The organism is Enterobacter sp. SECR19-1250, from assembly GCF_013391025.1.
Taxonomy (GTDB): Bacteria; Pseudomonadota; Gammaproteobacteria; order Enterobacterales; family Enterobacteriaceae; genus Enterobacter; species Enterobacter cloacae.
Genome location: NZ_JACASJ010000023.1, coordinates 13090 through 29071, shown reverse-complemented (window position 1 = coordinate 29071; position 15982 = coordinate 13090). Strand labels below are relative to the sequence as shown.

General features: G+C 54.6%; 20 protein-coding genes. 15 read left to right on the top strand and 5 right to left on the bottom strand.

The window, feature by feature from the left end:
- Nucleotides 1-31: 31 nt before the first annotated feature.
- From folC to hisP, 10 genes are all read left to right on the top strand, one after another.
- Complete coding sequence (folC, locus tag HX884_RS08530; protein WP_013098137.1) at nt 32-1300, top strand: bifunctional tetrahydrofolate synthase/dihydrofolate synthase; 1269 nt, start codon at nt 32-34, stop codon at nt 1298-1300.
- Entirely contained in the window at nt 1290-1985 is a 696-nt protein-coding gene (gene dedD / locus HX884_RS08525; RefSeq protein WP_178327979.1) for a cell division protein DedD, read from the top strand. The genes folC and dedD overlap by 11 nt, the downstream gene beginning before the upstream one ends.
- A gap of 213 nt (nt 1986-2198) precedes the next feature.
- Nucleotides 2199-2687, top strand: coding sequence for a colicin V production protein (cvpA, locus tag HX884_RS08520; RefSeq protein ID WP_000262116.1), 489 nt, complete (start codon nt 2199-2201; stop codon nt 2685-2687).
- Between the two features lie 36 nt (nt 2688-2723).
- Nucleotides 2724-4241, top strand: a complete 1518-nt coding sequence (purF, locus tag HX884_RS08515; protein WP_014832786.1) for an amidophosphoribosyltransferase — start codon at nt 2724-2726, stop codon at nt 4239-4241.
- Between the two features lie 90 nt (nt 4242-4331).
- A complete protein-coding gene (locus tag HX884_RS08510) occupies nt 4332-4901 on the top strand; it encodes a UbiX family flavin prenyltransferase (RefSeq protein WP_013098133.1) in 570 nt (189 codons plus the stop codon).
- Nucleotides 4902-5191: 290 nt separating this feature from the next.
- Nucleotides 5192-5974: a lysine/arginine/ornithine ABC transporter substrate-binding protein ArgT gene (gene argT, locus HX884_RS08505; protein ID WP_178327978.1), complete on the top strand. Its 783-nt coding sequence runs from the start codon at nt 5192-5194 to the stop codon at nt 5972-5974.
- 226 nt (nt 5975-6200) lie between these two features.
- Nucleotides 6201-6983 carry a histidine ABC transporter substrate-binding protein HisJ gene (hisJ, locus tag HX884_RS08500; RefSeq protein WP_008502592.1) on the top strand — a complete coding sequence of 261 codons (783 nt, stop codon included), beginning with the start codon at nt 6201-6203 and terminating at the stop codon, nt 6981-6983.
- Nucleotides 6984-7070: 87 nt separating this feature from the next.
- The gene (locus tag HX884_RS08495) at nt 7071-7757 is read left to right on the top strand and encodes a histidine ABC transporter permease HisQ (RefSeq protein ID WP_013098131.1); all 687 of its coding nucleotides are present in this window, start codon (nt 7071-7073) and stop codon (nt 7755-7757) included.
- Complete coding sequence (locus tag HX884_RS08490; protein ID WP_008502590.1) at nt 7754-8470, top strand: ABC transporter permease; 717 nt, start codon at nt 7754-7756, stop codon at nt 8468-8470. The genes HX884_RS08495 and HX884_RS08490 overlap by 4 nt, the downstream gene beginning before the upstream one ends.
- An 8-nt stretch (nt 8471-8478) precedes the next feature.
- On the top strand, nt 8479-9252 hold the full coding sequence (gene hisP / locus HX884_RS08485) for a histidine ABC transporter ATP-binding protein HisP (RefSeq protein WP_020690627.1): 774 nt from the start codon (nt 8479-8481) through the stop codon (nt 9250-9252).
- A gap of 136 nt (nt 9253-9388) precedes the next feature.
- Here the strand turns inward: hisP and HX884_RS08480 are convergent, their stop codons facing one another.
- From HX884_RS08480 to yfcG, 4 genes are all read right to left on the bottom strand, one after another.
- Nucleotides 9389-9898 (bottom strand): GNAT family N-acetyltransferase, encoded by a 510-nt coding sequence (locus tag HX884_RS08480; protein ID WP_178327977.1) that lies wholly within the window; start codon nt 9896-9898, stop codon nt 9389-9391.
- A gap of 44 nt (nt 9899-9942) precedes the next feature.
- Nucleotides 9943-10836 carry a TIGR01777 family oxidoreductase gene (locus tag HX884_RS08475; RefSeq protein WP_013098128.1) on the bottom strand — a complete coding sequence of 298 codons (894 nt, stop codon included), beginning with the start codon at nt 10834-10836 and terminating at the stop codon, nt 9943-9945.
- 13 nt (nt 10837-10849) lie between these two features.
- Nucleotides 10850-11218 (bottom strand): dihydroneopterin triphosphate 2'-epimerase, encoded by a 369-nt coding sequence (folX, locus tag HX884_RS08470; protein ID WP_013098127.1) that lies wholly within the window; start codon nt 11216-11218, stop codon nt 10850-10852.
- Between the two features lie 75 nt (nt 11219-11293).
- A complete protein-coding gene (yfcG, locus tag HX884_RS08465; RefSeq protein ID WP_023621684.1) occupies nt 11294-11923 on the bottom strand; it encodes a GSH-dependent disulfide bond oxidoreductase in 630 nt (209 codons plus the stop codon).
- A gap of 140 nt (nt 11924-12063) precedes the next feature.
- Between yfcG and yfcF the strand changes: the two genes are divergently transcribed.
- From yfcF to yfcD, 3 genes are read left to right on the top strand one after another with little or no spacing between them, the layout of a single operon-like run.
- Nucleotides 12064-12708 (top strand): glutathione transferase, encoded by a 645-nt coding sequence (gene yfcF / locus HX884_RS08460; RefSeq protein ID WP_013098125.1) that lies wholly within the window; start codon nt 12064-12066, stop codon nt 12706-12708.
- A gap of 56 nt (nt 12709-12764) precedes the next feature.
- On the top strand, nt 12765-13316 hold the full coding sequence (gene yfcE, locus HX884_RS08455) for a phosphodiesterase (RefSeq protein WP_178327976.1): 552 nt from the start codon (nt 12765-12767) through the stop codon (nt 13314-13316).
- Nucleotides 13317-13371: 55 nt separating this feature from the next.
- Nucleotides 13372-13926 (top strand): NUDIX hydrolase YfcD, encoded by a 555-nt coding sequence (gene yfcD, locus HX884_RS08450; protein ID WP_013098123.1) that lies wholly within the window; start codon nt 13372-13374, stop codon nt 13924-13926.
- 3 nt (nt 13927-13929) lie between these two features.
- Here the strand turns inward: yfcD and HX884_RS08445 are convergent, their stop codons facing one another.
- The gene (locus tag HX884_RS08445; RefSeq protein ID WP_013098122.1) at nt 13930-14949 is read right to left on the bottom strand and encodes a LacI family DNA-binding transcriptional regulator; all 1020 of its coding nucleotides are present in this window, start codon (nt 14947-14949) and stop codon (nt 13930-13932) included.
- A 235-nt stretch (nt 14950-15184) separates the two neighbouring features.
- On the opposite strand from HX884_RS08445, the gene HX884_RS08440 reads away from it, so the two are divergent.
- Nucleotides 15185-15628, top strand: coding sequence for a PTS sugar transporter subunit IIA (locus HX884_RS08440; RefSeq protein ID WP_178327975.1), 444 nt, complete (start codon nt 15185-15187; stop codon nt 15626-15628).
- 80 nt (nt 15629-15708) lie between these two features.
- Nucleotides 15709-15981 carry a PTS sugar transporter subunit IIB gene (locus HX884_RS08435; RefSeq protein ID WP_178327974.1) on the top strand — a complete coding sequence of 91 codons (273 nt, stop codon included), beginning with the start codon at nt 15709-15711 and terminating at the stop codon, nt 15979-15981.
- Nucleotide 15982 lies beyond the last annotated feature (1 nt).

Below are 15982 nucleotides of genomic sequence, written 5' to 3'. Positions count from 1 at the left end.
CTTTATAAACTGTTAATGACAACCGGGCATCATGGAAAATAAAAGCATTCCCCAAGCCACGTCGCCCTTGGCCACGTGGCTTTCTTATCTGGAAAACCTGCACAGTAAAACCATTGATATGGGGCTTGAACGCGTAAGCCAGGTTGCTGCGCGTCTCGATGTGCTGAAACCTGCGCCGTTTGTTTTTACCGTCGCCGGAACCAACGGTAAAGGCACCACCTGCCGTACGCTGGAAGCTGTCCTGATGGCTGCCGGTTACAAGGTTGGTGTCTACAGCTCTCCGCACCTGGTACGTTATACCGAGCGGGTTCGCGTACAAAACAGCGAACTGCCAGAGTCTGCGCATACCGCGTCGTTCGCGGAAATTGAAGCGGCGCGCGGTGAGATCTCATTAACCTATTTCGAATACGGCACCCTGTCAGCACTGTGGCTGTTTAAACAGGCGCAACTGGACGTGGTGATTCTGGAAGTGGGCCTCGGCGGGCGTCTGGATGCCACCAATATGGTGGATGCCGATGTGGCGGTGGTCACCAGCATTGCCCTGGATCATACCGACTGGCTGGGCCCCGATCGCGAAAGTATTGGCCGTGAGAAGGCCGGTATTTTCCGCACGAATAAGCCCGCGGTGGTTGGCGAGCCGGATATGCCGCACACCATTGCCGACGTGGCGAAAGAGAAGGGCGCTCACCTGCTGCGCCGGGGTGTGGACTGGCAGTATGAGGTTCAGAACAACGGCTGGCGCTATCGCGATGCGCAGGGAACGCTGGAAAATCTGCCCCTGCCGCAGGTACCGCAACCTAATGCCGCCACCGCCCTGGCGGCACTGCGCGCAAGCGGGCTGGCGGTGAGCGAACAGGCCATCCGCGACGGTATTCAGAATGCGATTCTGCCAGGGCGTTTTCAGATTGTCAGCGACGCTCCGCGGCTGATACTGGATGTCGCACATAACCCGCATGCTGCGGCGTATCTCGCCGCGCGTCTCAAATCGTTACCAAAAACCGGGCGCGTGCTGGCGGTTATCGGTATGCTTCATGATAAAGATATCGGCGGTACGCTGGCCTGCATGGAGAGTGTGGTCGATAGCTGGTATTGTGCTCCTCTGGAGGGGCCGCGCGGTGCGACGGCTGAGCAGTTGCTGGAACATCTCGGCAAAGGCGCAATCTACAATAGCGTGGCTCAGGCTTGGCAAGCCGCGATGGCGGATGCTAAACCAGAAGATACCGTGCTGGTGTGTGGTTCGTTCCACACGGTGGCACATGTCATGGAAGTGATGGACGCGGGGAGAACCGGTGGCGAGTAAGTTTCAGAACCGTTTAACAGGAACCATTGTGCTGGTCGCGCTCGGGGTGATTATCCTCCCGGGTCTGCTCGACGGGCAGAAAAAGCATTACCAGGATGAATTTGCAGCCATTCCGCTGGTGCCGAAGCCGGGCGATCGCGACGAACCGGATATGCTGCCTGCGGCGACCCAGGCGCTGCCTTCTCAGCCGCCGGAAGGGGCGGCTGAAGAAGTGCGTGCCGGGGATGCGGCCGCGCCGTCCCTCGATCCGTCTCGTCTGGCGGCGAATAACAACATCGAAATCGATCCGGTGCCGGTAGAGCAGCCGAAGCCGGTTGAAAAACCGAAGCCGGTGGAAAAAACACAGCCGAAACCGCAGCGGGATAAAGCAGCAGAACAGCTGGCCGCGGCTTCAGAGACGCCGCCTGCGGCAAAACCGGCCCAGCAAGAGGCTGCACCGACGGGTAAAGCCTACGTTGTACAGTTGGGTGCGCTGAAAAATGCCGATAAGGTCAATGAGGTAGTGGGTAAGCTGCGCAGTGCGGGTTATCGCGTTTACACTTCACCTTCCACGCCGGTGCAGGGTAAAATCACCCGTATCCTTGTGGGGCCAGAAGCGTCTAAGGATAAGCTCAAAGGCTCGCTCGGTGAGCTGAAGCAGATCTCTGGCCTGAGCGGTGTGGTGATGAACTACAGCGCCAATTGATAAGGTTCCCCTCACCCCGGCCCTCTTCTCAAAGGGGAGAGGGTGAGGGGGAGTGGCAGACGTCCAAAGAGACGTAATAAGCCAACGGCGTTGAACATTTTTTCAGCGCCTTTTTTATTTACGCGCGGGAAGGAAATCCCTACGCAAACGTTTTCTTTTTCTGTTAGAATTCGCCCCGAGCTGGATGACAGGGCGTTAAATCGTGGGACACATATGGTCTGGATTGATTACGCCATCATTGCGGTGATTGGTTTTTCCTGTCTGGTTAGCCTGATCCGTGGCTTTGTTCGTGAAGCGTTATCGCTGGTGACTTGGGGTTGTGCTTTCTTTGTTGCCAGTCATTACTACACTTACCTGTCTGTCTGGTTCACGGGCTTTGAAGATGAACTGGTCCGAAATGGAATCGCCATCGCGGTGCTGTTTATCGCGACGCTGATTGTCGGCGCTATCGTAAATTACGTGATAGGTCAGCTGGTCGAGAAAACCGGTCTGTCAGGAACGGACAGGGTGCTCGGGATCTGTTTCGGGGCATTACGAGGCGTGCTGATTGTGGCCGCGATACTGTTCTTCCTGGATACCTTTACCGGGTTCTCCAAAAGCGAAGACTGGCAGAAATCGCAGCTCATTCCAGAGTTCAGCTTCATCATCAGGTGGTTCTTTGACTATCTGCAAAGCTCGTCGAGTTTCTTGCCCAGAGCGTAACCCGCTCTGAGATGTGGCTTAACGAGGAAAAGACGAATGTGCGGTATTGTCGGTATCGCCGGTTTCATGCCGGTAAACCAGTCGATTTATGACGCGTTAACGGTGCTTCAGCACCGTGGGCAGGATGCTGCGGGTATCATCACCATTGATGCAAACAACTGCTTCCGTTTACGTAAGGCGAATGGCCTGGTAAACGATGTGTTTGAAGCCCGCCATATGCAGCGTCTGCAAGGTAATATGGGGATCGGTCACGTTCGTTATCCTACTGCTGGCAGTTCCAGCGCCTCTGAGGCACAGCCTTTCTACGTCAACTCACCGTATGGCATCACGCTTGCTCACAACGGCAACCTGACCAACGCGCATGAGCTGCGTAAAAAGCTGTTTGAAGAGAAACGTCGCCACATTAACACCACCTCTGATTCAGAAATCCTGCTCAACGTGTTCGCGAGCGAGCTGGATAACTTCCGCCACTATCCGCTGGAAGCAGACAATATCTTTGCCGCCGTTGCTGCGACAAACCGCCAGATCCGCGGTGCCTACGCCTGCGTGGCGATGATTATCGGTCACGGAATGGTCGCCTTCCGCGATCCAAACGGTATCCGCCCGCTGGTGCTTGGTAAGCGTGACCTGGGTGATGGCCGTACCGAATATATGGTTGCCTCTGAAAGCGTGGCGCTGGACACCCTGGGCTTCGAATTCCTGCGTGATGTAGCCCCTGGCGAAGCGGTCTATATCACTGAGAAGGGCCAGCTATTTACCCGCCAGTGTGCAGACAACCCGGTCAGCAACCCGTGCCTGTTCGAATACGTGTATTTCGCCCGTCCGGACTCGTTTATCGATAAGATCTCCGTCTACAGCGCCCGCGTGAACATGGGAACCAAGCTGGGTGAGAAGATTGCCCGCGAGTGGGACGATCTGGACATCGACGTGGTCATTCCTATCCCGGAAACGTCCTGCGATATCGCGCTGGAAATCGCCCGCATTCTGGATAAGCCATACCGTCAGGGCTTCGTGAAGAACCGCTACGTTGGCCGTACCTTTATCATGCCGGGTCAGCAGCTGCGCCGTAAGTCCGTGCGTCGTAAACTGAACGCTAACCGTGCTGAGTTCCGCGACAAGAACGTGCTGCTGGTGGATGACTCCATTGTACGTGGCACCACCTCAGAGCAGATTATCGAGATGGCGCGTGAAGCCGGTGCGAAGAAAGTGTATCTGGCCTCTGCGGCGCCAGAGATTCGCTTCCCGAACGTGTATGGCATTGATATGCCTACCGCGAACGAGCTGATTGCCCACGGCCGTGAAGTGGACGAGATTCGCCAGATCATCGGTGCCGATGGCCTGATTTTCCAGGATCTGAACGATCTTATCGACGCGGTGCGCGCCGAGAACCCGGATATTCAGCAGTTTGAATGTTCCGTGTTTAACGGGGTTTACGTCACCAAAGATGTTGATCAGCAGTATCTGGACTATCTCGATTCGCTGCGCAACGACGATGCGAAAGCCGTCCAGTTGCAAAACGATCTCGAAAGCTTAGAGATGCACAACGAAGGTTAATTGTGCAGGCAAGTGAGGGCCTTCGCCCTCACTTGCAACTCCCCGCAAAATCCTGCACAGTCTGCCCTGAAATCAGTAAGGGCGAAAATCATGAAACGACTCATTGTTGGGCTTAGCGGCGCCAGTGGCGCGATCTACGGCGTGCGTCTGTTGCAGGTGCTGCGTGACGTGGCGGAAGTCGAAACCCATCTGGTGATGAGCCAGGCGGCGCGTCAGACCCTCTCCCTCGAAACCGATCTCTCCCTGCGCGATGTCCAGGCGCTGGCGGATGTCGTACACGATGCCCGCGATATCGCTGCCAGCATCTCCTCCGGCTCGTTTAAAACCGCGGGCATGGTGATATTGCCCTGTTCAATTAAGACCCTCTCCGGCATCGTTAACAGCTATACCGACACGCTGGTGACGCGTGCGGCGGACGTGGTGCTGAAGGAGCGTCGTCCTCTGGTGCTTTGCGTGCGCGAAACGCCGCTGCATCTGGGGCATCTGCGTTTAATGACCCAGGCCGCTGAACTGGGCGCGGTGATCATGCCGCCGGTGCCGGCGTTTTATCATCGTCCGGCCTCGCTCGATGACGTGATTAATCAGACAGTGAACCGCGTGCTGGATCAGTTTGATATCCACCTGCCCGAAGACCTCTTCACCCGCTGGCAGGGCGCCTGAATCTGTGCACAAACAGCGTGCATGAACAGAGACGATGCCCTGTTTCAGGGCAAAATTGCAACGGCGATCATATCCTCGACATTTAATTCGTTTTTTCCCTTTTTCTCTTTCCGGTTCGTTCGGCAGACCTGCTATCTTTCACCATTAAGGCAATGTCGCAACGTTTTATTAACATATTTAACGTCGAAGTTTTGACCCGACGGCAATGTGGCATAAGACCTGCAAGAGAAGCCTGCAACACAACACACAACACAATACATAATAAAATCACGGTACTTGAGGGTAAATGTATGAAGAAGACGGTTCTGGCTCTGTCTTTGCTGGTGGGGTTAAGTGCAGCAGCAGGTAGCTACGCAGCGCTTCCACAGACAGTGCGTATCGGTACAGACGCAACCTACGCGCCATTCTCTTCCAAGGATGCGAAAGGCGATTTCGTAGGGTTTGATATCGATCTGGGTAATGAGATGTGCAAACGCATTGCGGTGAAATGCACATGGGTGGGCAGCGACTTTGACGCGTTAATTCCGTCGCTGAAAGCCAAGAAAATCGACGCCATTATCTCTTCTCTTTCCATCACCGAAAAACGTCAGCAGGAGATTGCCTTCTCTGACAAGCTCTACGCCGCGGATTCCCGTCTGATTGCGGCAAAAGGCTCCCCCATTCAGCCAACCATTGACTCCCTGAAAGGCAAGCATGTCGGCGTGCTGCAGGGGTCGACTCAGGAAGGTTATGCCAATGCAAACTGGCGTGAGAAGGGCGTTGACGTGGTGGCTTACCAGAACCAGGATCTGATTTATTCTGACCTGGCGGCCGGTCGTCTGGATGCGGCATTCCAGGATCAGGTTGCCGCAAGTGAAGGCTTCCTGAAACAGCCGGCAGGTAAAGACTACGCCTTTGCTGGCCCGTCCGTGAAAGACAAAAAATACTTTGGTGACGGCACCGGTATTGGCCTGCGTAAAGATGATACCGAGCTGAAAGCCGCCTTCGACAAAGCGTTTGCAGAACTGCGCAAAGACGGTACCTACGACAAACTGGCGAAGAAATACTTCGACTTCAACGTCTACGGTGATTGATACTCGATGATGGTGCACTATTCTGGTGCATTGCGGGTGTGATTGTTCCAACATGGTGCGTTTCGTGCACCGTATTGGATCGCTGTGTGCATGCTTACGCATTTATCATGCAAAAAATCTCGCCTGAAAGGCATTAATCTTTGCCTGATGGCGTGGATTGATGGCACATTAGCACCACCCCGTCGTCGTAAAAATCACGTAAGAAGACAGTTTGTTGAGGACAGATATGAAAAAACTCGTGTTGTCGTTATCTCTGGTGCTGGCCTTTTCCAGCGCTACCGCGGCGTTCGCAGCAATTCCGCAGAAAATTCGTATTGGTACCGACCCTACCTATGCCCCGTTCGAATCTAAGAATTCGAAGGGTGAACTGGTCGGTTTTGACATTGATCTGGCCAATGAGCTGTGCAAACGCATCAAAGCGCAGTGTACCTACGTTGAGAACCCGCTGGATGCGCTGATCCCATCGCTGAAAGCCAAAAAAATCGACGTTATCATGTCCTCGCTTTCCATCACTGAAAAACGTCAGCAGGAGATTGCCTTCACCGACAAACTCTATGCGGCAGATTCTCGTCTGGTGGTGGCTAAATCGTCTGATATCCAGCCTACCCTCGAATCACTGAAAGGCAAACGCGTGGGCGTGCTGCAGGGCACTACCCAGGAAACCTACGGTAATGAACACTGGGCACCGAAGGGGATTGAAATCGTCTCTTATCAGGGCCAGGAAAATATCTACGCTGATCTGACGGCAGGCCGTATCGACGCCGCTTTCCAGGATGAAGTCGCCGCGAGCGAAGGCTTCCTGAAGACGCCGGTAGGTAAAGATTACAAATTTGGCGGCCCATCCATTAAAGATGTGAAGTTGTTTGGTGTCGGCACCGGTATGGGTCTGCGTAAAGAAGACAACGAGCTGCGCGAAGCGCTGAACAAAGCGTTTGCTGAAATGCGCGCTGATGGCACGTACGACAAACTGGCGAAAAAGTACTTCGATTTTAATGTTTACGGCGGCTAATCGCCCCGTCAAATAACGTGCGGCCCCTCCCGCTCAGGGAGGGGATAAGACACGGTCCATCACTCACGATACGACAGGGCTCGCGGTATGCTGTACGGATTTTCTGGCGTTATTTTACAGGGCGCGCTTGTCACCCTTGAGCTGGCTATCAGCTCCGTGGTGCTGGCGGTGCTGATAGGTCTGGCAGGCGCAGGGGCGAAGCTTTCGGCTAACAAACCGCTGGCGCTGATTTTTGAAGGTTATACCACGCTGATTCGCGGCGTTCCCGATCTGGTGCTGATGCTGCTTATCTTTTACGGGCTGCAGATCGCGCTTAACAGCGTGACGGACGCCATGGGAATGGGACAGATCGATATCGATCCGATGGTGGCCGGTATTATCACTCTCGGTTTTATCTACGGCGCCTACTTCACTGAAACTTTCCGCGGCGCTTATATGGCGGTACCGAAAGGACACATAGAAGCGGCGACCGCTTACGGTTTTACCTCCTCCCAGACGTTTCGCCGGATTATGTTCCCGGCCATGATGCGCTACGCGCTTCCGGGCATTGGCAACAACTGGCAGGTTATCCTCAAGGCCACGGCGCTGGTCTCTCTGCTGGGTCTGGAAGATGTGGTTAAGGCCACGCAGCTTGCCGGTAAAAGTACCTGGGAGCCGTTCTACTTTGCGGTGGTGTGTGGCGTGATCTATCTGGTCTTTACGACCGTCTCCAATGGTGTGCTGCTTCTGCTCGAACGTCGCTACTCCGTGGGTGTGAAGAGGGCTGACCTGTGATTGAGATTATTCAGGAATACTGGAAATCGCTGCTGTGGACGGACGGCTATCGCTTCACCGGCGTGGCCATTACGCTGTGGCTGCTGATCTCTTCGGTGGTGATGGGTGGCATTCTGGCGGTGTTTCTTGCCATTGGCCGCGTGTCGAACAATAAATTTATTCAGTTCCCGATCTGGCTGTTTACCTACGTATTCCGTGGTACACCACTTTACGTACAGCTGCTGGTGTTCTATTCGGGCATGTATACGCTGGAGATTGTGAAAGGCACCGAGATGCTGAACGCCTTCTTCCGCAGCGGCCTGAACTGTACGGTGCTGGCGTTGACGCTCAACACCTGCGCCTACACCACCGAGATTTTCGCCGGGGCTATCCGCTCCGTTCCTTACGGAGAAATCGAAGCGGCGCGCGCGTACGGCTTCTCGTCGGTGAAACTGTACCGCTGCATTATTCTGCCGTCGGCGCTGCGTATCGCATTGCCAGCCTACAGTAACGAAGTGATTTTAATGCTCCACTCCACCGCGCTGGCCTTTACCGCCACGGTGCCCGACCTGCTTAAAATCGCCCGCGATATTAACTCTGCGACCTATCAGCCGTTTACCGCGTTTGGCATTGCGGCAGTGCTCTATTTGATTATTTCATACGTCCTGATTAGCCTGTTCCGTAAGGCAGAAAAGCGCTGGTTGCAGCATATAAAACCCTCTTCGACGCACTGAGAATGATGATGGCTGAGAACAAATTAAACGTAATTGATTTGCACAAACGCTACGGCGAACATGAAGTGCTGAAAGGGGTGTCGCTGCAGGCAAATGCAGGCGACGTGATCAGTATTATCGGATCATCTGGCTCGGGGAAAAGTACCTTCCTGCGCTGCATCAACTTCCTCGAAAAGCCGAGTGAAGGCTCAATTGTGGTGAGCGGGCAGAATATCAATCTGACCCGGGATAAAGACGGCCAGCTGAAGGTGGCAGATAAGAACCAGCTGCGCCTGCTGCGCACGCGACTGACAATGGTGTTCCAGCACTTCAACCTCTGGAGCCACATGACGGTGCTGGAGAACGTGATGGAAGCACCGGTTCAGGTGCTGGGTTTAAGCAAGCAGGAGGCCCGTGAGCGCGCGGTGAAATACCTGGCGAAAGTGGGTATCGATGAGCGACAGCAGATAAAGTACCCGGTGCATCTCTCTGGTGGTCAGCAGCAGCGTGTCTCTATCGCCCGCGCGCTGGCGATGGAGCCTGAAGTATTGCTGTTCGACGAACCGACCTCAGCACTTGATCCGGAACTGGTTGGCGAAGTGCTGCGCATCATGCAGAAGCTGGCGGAAGAGGGTAAAACCATGGTTGTGGTAACGCACGAGATGGGCTTTGCCCGCAACGTCTCGAACCACGTGATCTTCCTGCATCAGGGGAAAATCGAAGAGCAGGGACATCCGGATGAGGTGCTGGCGAATCCGCAAAGCCCGCGTTTGCAGCAGTTCCTGAAGGGCTCTTTGAAGTAGGTTTTGCCTTTCTCCCTCTCCCCCTGGGAGAGGGCATCAGGCTGCGGTGCAGCCCAATCGCCCGGTGGCGCTTCGCTTACCGGGCCTACAGGCTGGATTTCTCCCTCTCCTGTGGGAGAGGGCCGGGGTGAGGGCATCAGACCGCACCGCACTCCAGCCGATACACCCAGTCGTCATACCGTACGCCGTCAATCTCGAACGCCTTCTCCAGCACCTGCGTACGCACAAACCCCGCTTTCTCCAGCACCCGCACCGACCCGCCATTGTCCGCCAGTACGTAGGCGTTAATCGCTTTCACACCGGTCTGGTTAAATGCATATTCACATACCGCGCGCAACGCCTCACTGGCGATACCTTTCCCCTGCGCGGCAGGCACAACCGTATAGCCAATATCGGCTTCTTCACGATTCTCTGGGCTGATCTGCAGGCCGATATCGCCCAGCGGCGTGTCATCATCATGAAAACGAATCACAAAAACATGCGCCGCCGTTAAGCGCGCAGCAAATACGCGCCGGGTCTCTTTTTCCGGCGCGATGGCGGCCATGTAACGCATGATATTGCGATCTTCCCGCAACGAGCGGAAGAAGGCCCAGTCAGTGGGTTCGAAAGGGGTGAGGTGAAGCCGGGGTGTGGTAATGGTTGCCATTGTTACGCCATTTCATCGGGACATGGCGTACAAATGTAACATATTCATCCCACCACATCCCTCAACGCCTCTTCTAAGTCATACCAGCGAAACGCAAACCCGGCCGCTTCCAGCCGTTTCGGCAGCGCACGCTGCCCGCCCAGCACCAGCACGGACGCTTCACCCATCATCAGGCGAATCACCGTTGCGGGCACGCGCAAAATTGCCGGGCGATGCAGAGCATGGCCCAGCGCGTGGGCAAACTGCTCGTTACGCACCGGGTACGGCGCAACCATATTGAACGGCCCACGCAGATCGTTATCCAGCAGCCAGAGAATACCGTTGACCATATCGTCGATGTGGATCCACGGCAGATACTGACGACCATTACCGATGGGGCCGCCCAGTCCGAGCCGGAACGGAGGAAGCATCTTCGCCAGAATGCCGCCTTTCGGCGCGAGAACGACGCCGGTACGCAGCAGGCACACGCGGGTATTATCGCTCTGGGCAGCACAGGCAATACGTTCCCACTGGGCGCAGAGCTTATGGGTAAACTCGTTGTGCGGCGGCTCTTCTTCGGTCACGACCACCTCACCGAGATCGCCGTAATAGCCTACCGCAGAACCGGAAATCAGTACCGATGGCGGGGTATGGCTGTTACGGATGAGCTCGACCAGCTTTTCGGTGATGTTCCAGCGGCTGCTGCATAACAGTTGTTTTTGCTCTTCCGTCCAGCGTTTGTCGGCGATAGGTTCACCGGCCAGGTTGATGACGGCGTCAAAGCCGTCCAGATTCTGCCGGTCAGCCAGATTTTTCCAGATGTCGATACCGGCACCCAGCACCTGGCGCGCTTTCTCAGGGCTGCGCGTTACCACGGTAATGTCGTGATGTAACGCCTGCAGGCGCGCAATGAGATGACGGCCAATCAGGCCTGTACCGCCGGTCAGCAGAATCTTCATACAACCTCCAGGTTTACGCCCGGCGCTGCCAGCTTAACGTCATGGAGACGGAGTCGGCATAACGCAGGGCGTGAAGTTTATCGATCTCTACTTCAGCATAAGTGACCCAGTGATGTTCGCGTGCGATGTCGAGCACATCCTGAGTTAATTTTTCCAGCAGAGAGAAGCGGTTATTTTCCACGTACTGAATAATGCTTTTCGTAATCGTGCGATAGTTCAGCGCGTCATTGATATCTTCACTGCCTCTCGCCTTGTCTGCCGGATAGTGGATAACCACATTAATCACGATATCCTGACGGTTGGCGATCTCCTCGTCTTTGATACCGATAAAAGTACGTAAGCGTAAATTTTTTATACGAATAATAGCGTCATGCTGCGACATTGCAGGTCTTCTCCGTGTCAGTATTTCCTCCCCATAATACATGAGAGCCTGACACGCGCCCAACCGGGCGCAGGCCTAAATCTCCTGGATTTTTTTCATCGCACGCTCGGTCGCCGGGCGGGTGCGGATACGTTCAAACCAGTTGTTAACCGCCGGGTAAGAGGCTAAATCAATACGGTGACGTTCATGGGTATTCACCCACGGCCAGCAGGCGATATCGGCGATACTGTAATGATCGCCCCCGAGCCACGGTGATTTTTCCAGCCGACGGTTCAGTACGCCGTACAGCCTCTGCGTTTCCACCTGATAGCGCTCTATCGCATACGGGATGGGTTGTGGCGCGTAAGCGGTAAAGTGGTGGTTCTGCCCCAGCATCGGGCCCAGGCCGCTTGTCTGCCAGAACAGCCACTGTAGCGTGTGGTGACGCTCGCGCAGTTCCCCGCTCAGCAGTTTGCCGGTTTTCTCCGCCAGATAGAGCAAAATCTCCCCCGATTCAAACAGGCTCAACGGTTTGCCGCCATCAGCTGGCAGGTTATCGATGATGGCCGGGATTTTGTTGTTCGGTGAGATGGCCAGAAAGAGAGGCCTGAACTGATCGCCTTTGCTGATATCCACGCGGATGATCCTGTATTCCAGCTCGGCTTCTTCAAGAAAGAGGGTGATCTTATGGCCGTTTGGAGTAGGGGCGTAATAAAGGTCGATCATTCTCAACTCCTGTCAGTGTGAAGTGTAATGCCATGACCAATCAGTATAGGTGGTTGTGCAAAATCGTGAGTTTTCATCAAGTGACAGCGGCGTAAAGAGACTATATGTTGAGGGAATACCGATCAGCCGATGAGGATGTTATGAACCAGCCTGTAATCACGTTGTGGTCCGATGCCCAATTCTTTTCACCCTATGTCATGAGCGTGTACGTGGCGCTGGCGGAAAAAGGGCTGTCATTTAGCCTGAAAACCGTTGATCTGGACGGCGGTGAACATCTGAAACCGCAGTGGCAGGGTTACGATCTGACCCGGCGCGTGCCGGTACTGGATATTGATGGTTTCGCCCTGAGCGAATCGTCTGCGATCGATGAATACCTGGAAGATCGGTTCGCGCCACCAGAGTGGGAGCGTATTTATCCTCACGATCTGCAAAAGCGGGCCCGGGCACGGCAAATCCAGGCGTGGTTACGCAGCGATTTGGTGCCGATTCGCGTTGAACGCTCCACGGATGTGGTATTTGCGGGTGTGAAAAAGCCCGCCCTGAGTACTGAGGGGGCGCAGAGCGCGCAAAAGCTGATTGACACCGCCACCTCGCTGCTGGCCCACGGTAACCCGAACCTGTTTGGCGAATGGTGTATTGCCGATACCGACCTGGCGCTGATGCTGAACCGCTTGATCCTTAACGGCGATGACGTTCCCCAGCTGCTGGTGGATTACGCCACTTTCCAGTGGCAACGTGCGTCGGTGCAGCGCTATGTGGCACTCTCCGCTAAGCGCGTCGGCTGATAAGCCCTGGCGCTTAAGGTATGATAAGGGCAGTCTGTTTTTCTGAGGAGTGACTGATGAAACTGATGTTTGCGTCGGATATCCATGGATCGCTGCCCGCGACCGAGCGCGTTCTTTCCCTGTTCGCACAAAGTGGGGCGCAGTGGCTGGTTATTCTGGGTGACGTGTTGAACCATGGCCCACGTAACGCATTGCCGGAAGGCTATGCCCCTGCGCAGGTGGCGGAAAAACTCAACCCGTATGCCTCGCGCATTATCGCCGTGCGCGGTAACTGCGACAGCGAAGTGGATCAGATGCTGCTGCACTTCCCCATTACCGCTCCGTGGCAACAGGTACTGCTGGAAAAATGCCGTCTGTTTCTCACCCATGGTCATCTTTTTAGCCCGGATAATCTCCCGGCGCTGGCCGCTGGCGATGTCCTGGTTTACGGTCATACTCATATTCCGGTAGCAGAAAAACGCGGGGAGATTTATCACTTCAACCCTGGTTCGGTCAGCATCCCGAAAAGCGGATACCCGGCGAGCTATGGCATGCTTGATGAGCATACGTTAAGCGTTATCGCACTTAATGATCAGCAAGTTATTGCACAGGTAGCGATTAATCCGTAAGTTACACCTCAACTGTAAACGCGCCGTAAGAGCGCTTAGACGAGAAGGTTTCCCGATGGTGGAGCAGAGTCATTTGGCAAGTACAGAGTGGGTTGACATTGTCAACGAAGAGAATGAAGTGATCGCGCAGGCCAGCCGCGAACAAATGCGCGCTGAACGCCTGCGTCATCGTGCGACGTATATTGTTGTTCATGACGGCATGGGCAAAATTTTGGTTCAACGCCGCACGGACACCAAAGATTTTCTCCCTGGTATGCTGGATGCCACTGCGGGCGGTGTCGTTCAGGCGGATGAGGTCCTGCTGGATTCCGCACGCCGTGAAGCGGAAGAAGAGCTAGGCATTGCGGGTGTACCGTTTGCCGAGCATGGACAGTTCTATTTTGAAGACGAACATTGCCGTGTCTGGGGCGGGCTGTTTAGCTGCGTTTCCCACGGGCCGTTCGCCCTGCAGGAAGAAGAAGTTAGCGAAGTGAGCTGGATGACGCCGGAAGAGATCACCGCGCGTTGTGACGAGTTCACGCCGGATTCGTTAAAAGCGCTGGCGCTGTGGATGACCCGCAACGCCAAAAACGAATCGACCAAATCTGAGAAAGAAGAAGAGGCCGAATAAGCTTTAGCAGCTCTCCCTCAGACACAGACTGGATGCGATGGGTTTCTGATCGCGCCAGTCTCCGTCATTCAGACGTTCCAGCAATGCACGTCCCGCTTCAATACCAATCTTACGATGGGGTACTGCCATCGTCGTAAGCGGCGGCTGACAGACACGGCTGACGTCGCTGTCGCCAAACCCGACCACGGCCAAATCGTCCGGCACCTTGATCCGCCTGCGCTGGCACTCGTACAGCGCGCCACAGGCCAGTTCATCTGAGACGCAAACCAACGCATCCAGCTCCGGCCACGCCAGCAGAAATTCAGGAAGTTGTGCGGCCCCCGTCGAAAAGCTCGGCGGCATGGCGGCGTTAATCACCCGGTTAGGTGACATATGGTGGCGCAGCATCGCTTTGTACCAGCCCTGCAAATGCTGCTGGAAAATCCACTGCTCCTGGTTGGCACACAGCAGGCCGATGTTCTGGTAGCCGCGTTTGATGACCATTTCCGTAAGTTCATACATGGCCGCGACGTTATCAATCCCGATATTCATATCGATAGGATCGGCGCGCATGGCGCCCATCTCCATCACCGGAATCGAGGCGTTTTTCAGCCAATGACGCACGGTGTCGGTATGTTCGACGCTGAGCAAAATCGCTGCGGCGATATTTGACGCCAGCAGCGTTTCCAGCAATTTCTCTTCCTGTTCAAGACGATGCTGGGATTCGGCCAGCATGATCTGATAGCCGGCGGGCTGTAACACCTGCTGGAGCCCGGCGAACATTTCGGAACAACCGGCTTCGGAAAGATTGGGGACGACCATCGCAATCGTCCATGACGAGGCCGAAGCCAGCGCACTGGCTGCAAGATTGGGCATATAGCCTAACTCTTGTACCGCGGCTTCTATTTTTTCTCGCAGTTTATCGGAAACCTGTTCAGGCGTGCGGAGAGCACGGGACACGGTCATTGTGCCCACACCGGCAAGCTGTGCGACATCGGCAAGTGTCACTTTACCGGTACTGCGCCGTTTTCGGGTTAGAGACATACACCTTCCTGCTGACAGGACGCCACTCATTTCATCCTTCGCTTCACGTGACAGGCAGTATACGCCTTAAATCCCTTTTTTTGCTGTGATTTCGCGCCAGGATGTCAATTTGATAGCGCTATCACACCTCTGAATGTTAGATATTGGTAGCGCTATCTTTGTGATCCTGATCGCAGCCAATTCGTTATGTGTTGAATAAAGTTTGTTCATCTTTAGCGCGATGTCGGGAGGGAAAATGCTCAAAAAGTGGATATATGATACAACCATCACGCTGCAGGATAGCGTTGAGAGTTGGCCGCAGGCGCTGGAGATATGCGCGAAACCGTTGCTGGAGCTGCAGGTCATTGCGCCGGAATACGTGACGGCCATTATTGAGCAGCACCACACTTTAGGACCCTATTATGTGCTGGCACCAAGGCTGGCCATGCCGCATGCGCGGCCGGAAGAGGGGGCAAAAGGACTGGGCCTCTCATTATTAAAACTCAGGAAGGGCGTTTCATTCGGTGCAGGCGAATTTGATCCCATCGATGTGATCGTTATGCTGGCGGCACCGGATAAACACAGCCATATCGAAATGATCTCTGCGCTGGCTGAATTATTTTCAAGCGATGAGGATATGGCGGAATTACATCAGGCGAATACCCTGGAGGAAATTAAAACGATAATCGACCGCTTCTGATTTAATTATTTAATCCGACTCGTCACACACATTACGCGCAAGCGTGATGGGACATACTCTACGCAAAAAAGGGGACAACAATGAAAATCATGGCTATATGCGGTTCTGGCCTGGGCAGTAGTTTTATGGTCGAAATGAATATTAAAAAAGTGCTTAAGAAGCTGGACATTGACGCCGAGGTTGAGCACTCCGATCTCTCTTCAGCCACGCCCGGTGCGGCCGAACTTTTCGTGATGGCGAAAGATATTGCCTCCAGCGCCAGCGTGCCGGAAAACCAGCTGGTGGTGATCAATAACATCATCGATATCAACGAACTTGAAGCGCAGCTGCGTGCCTGGTTCGAAAGACAATAAC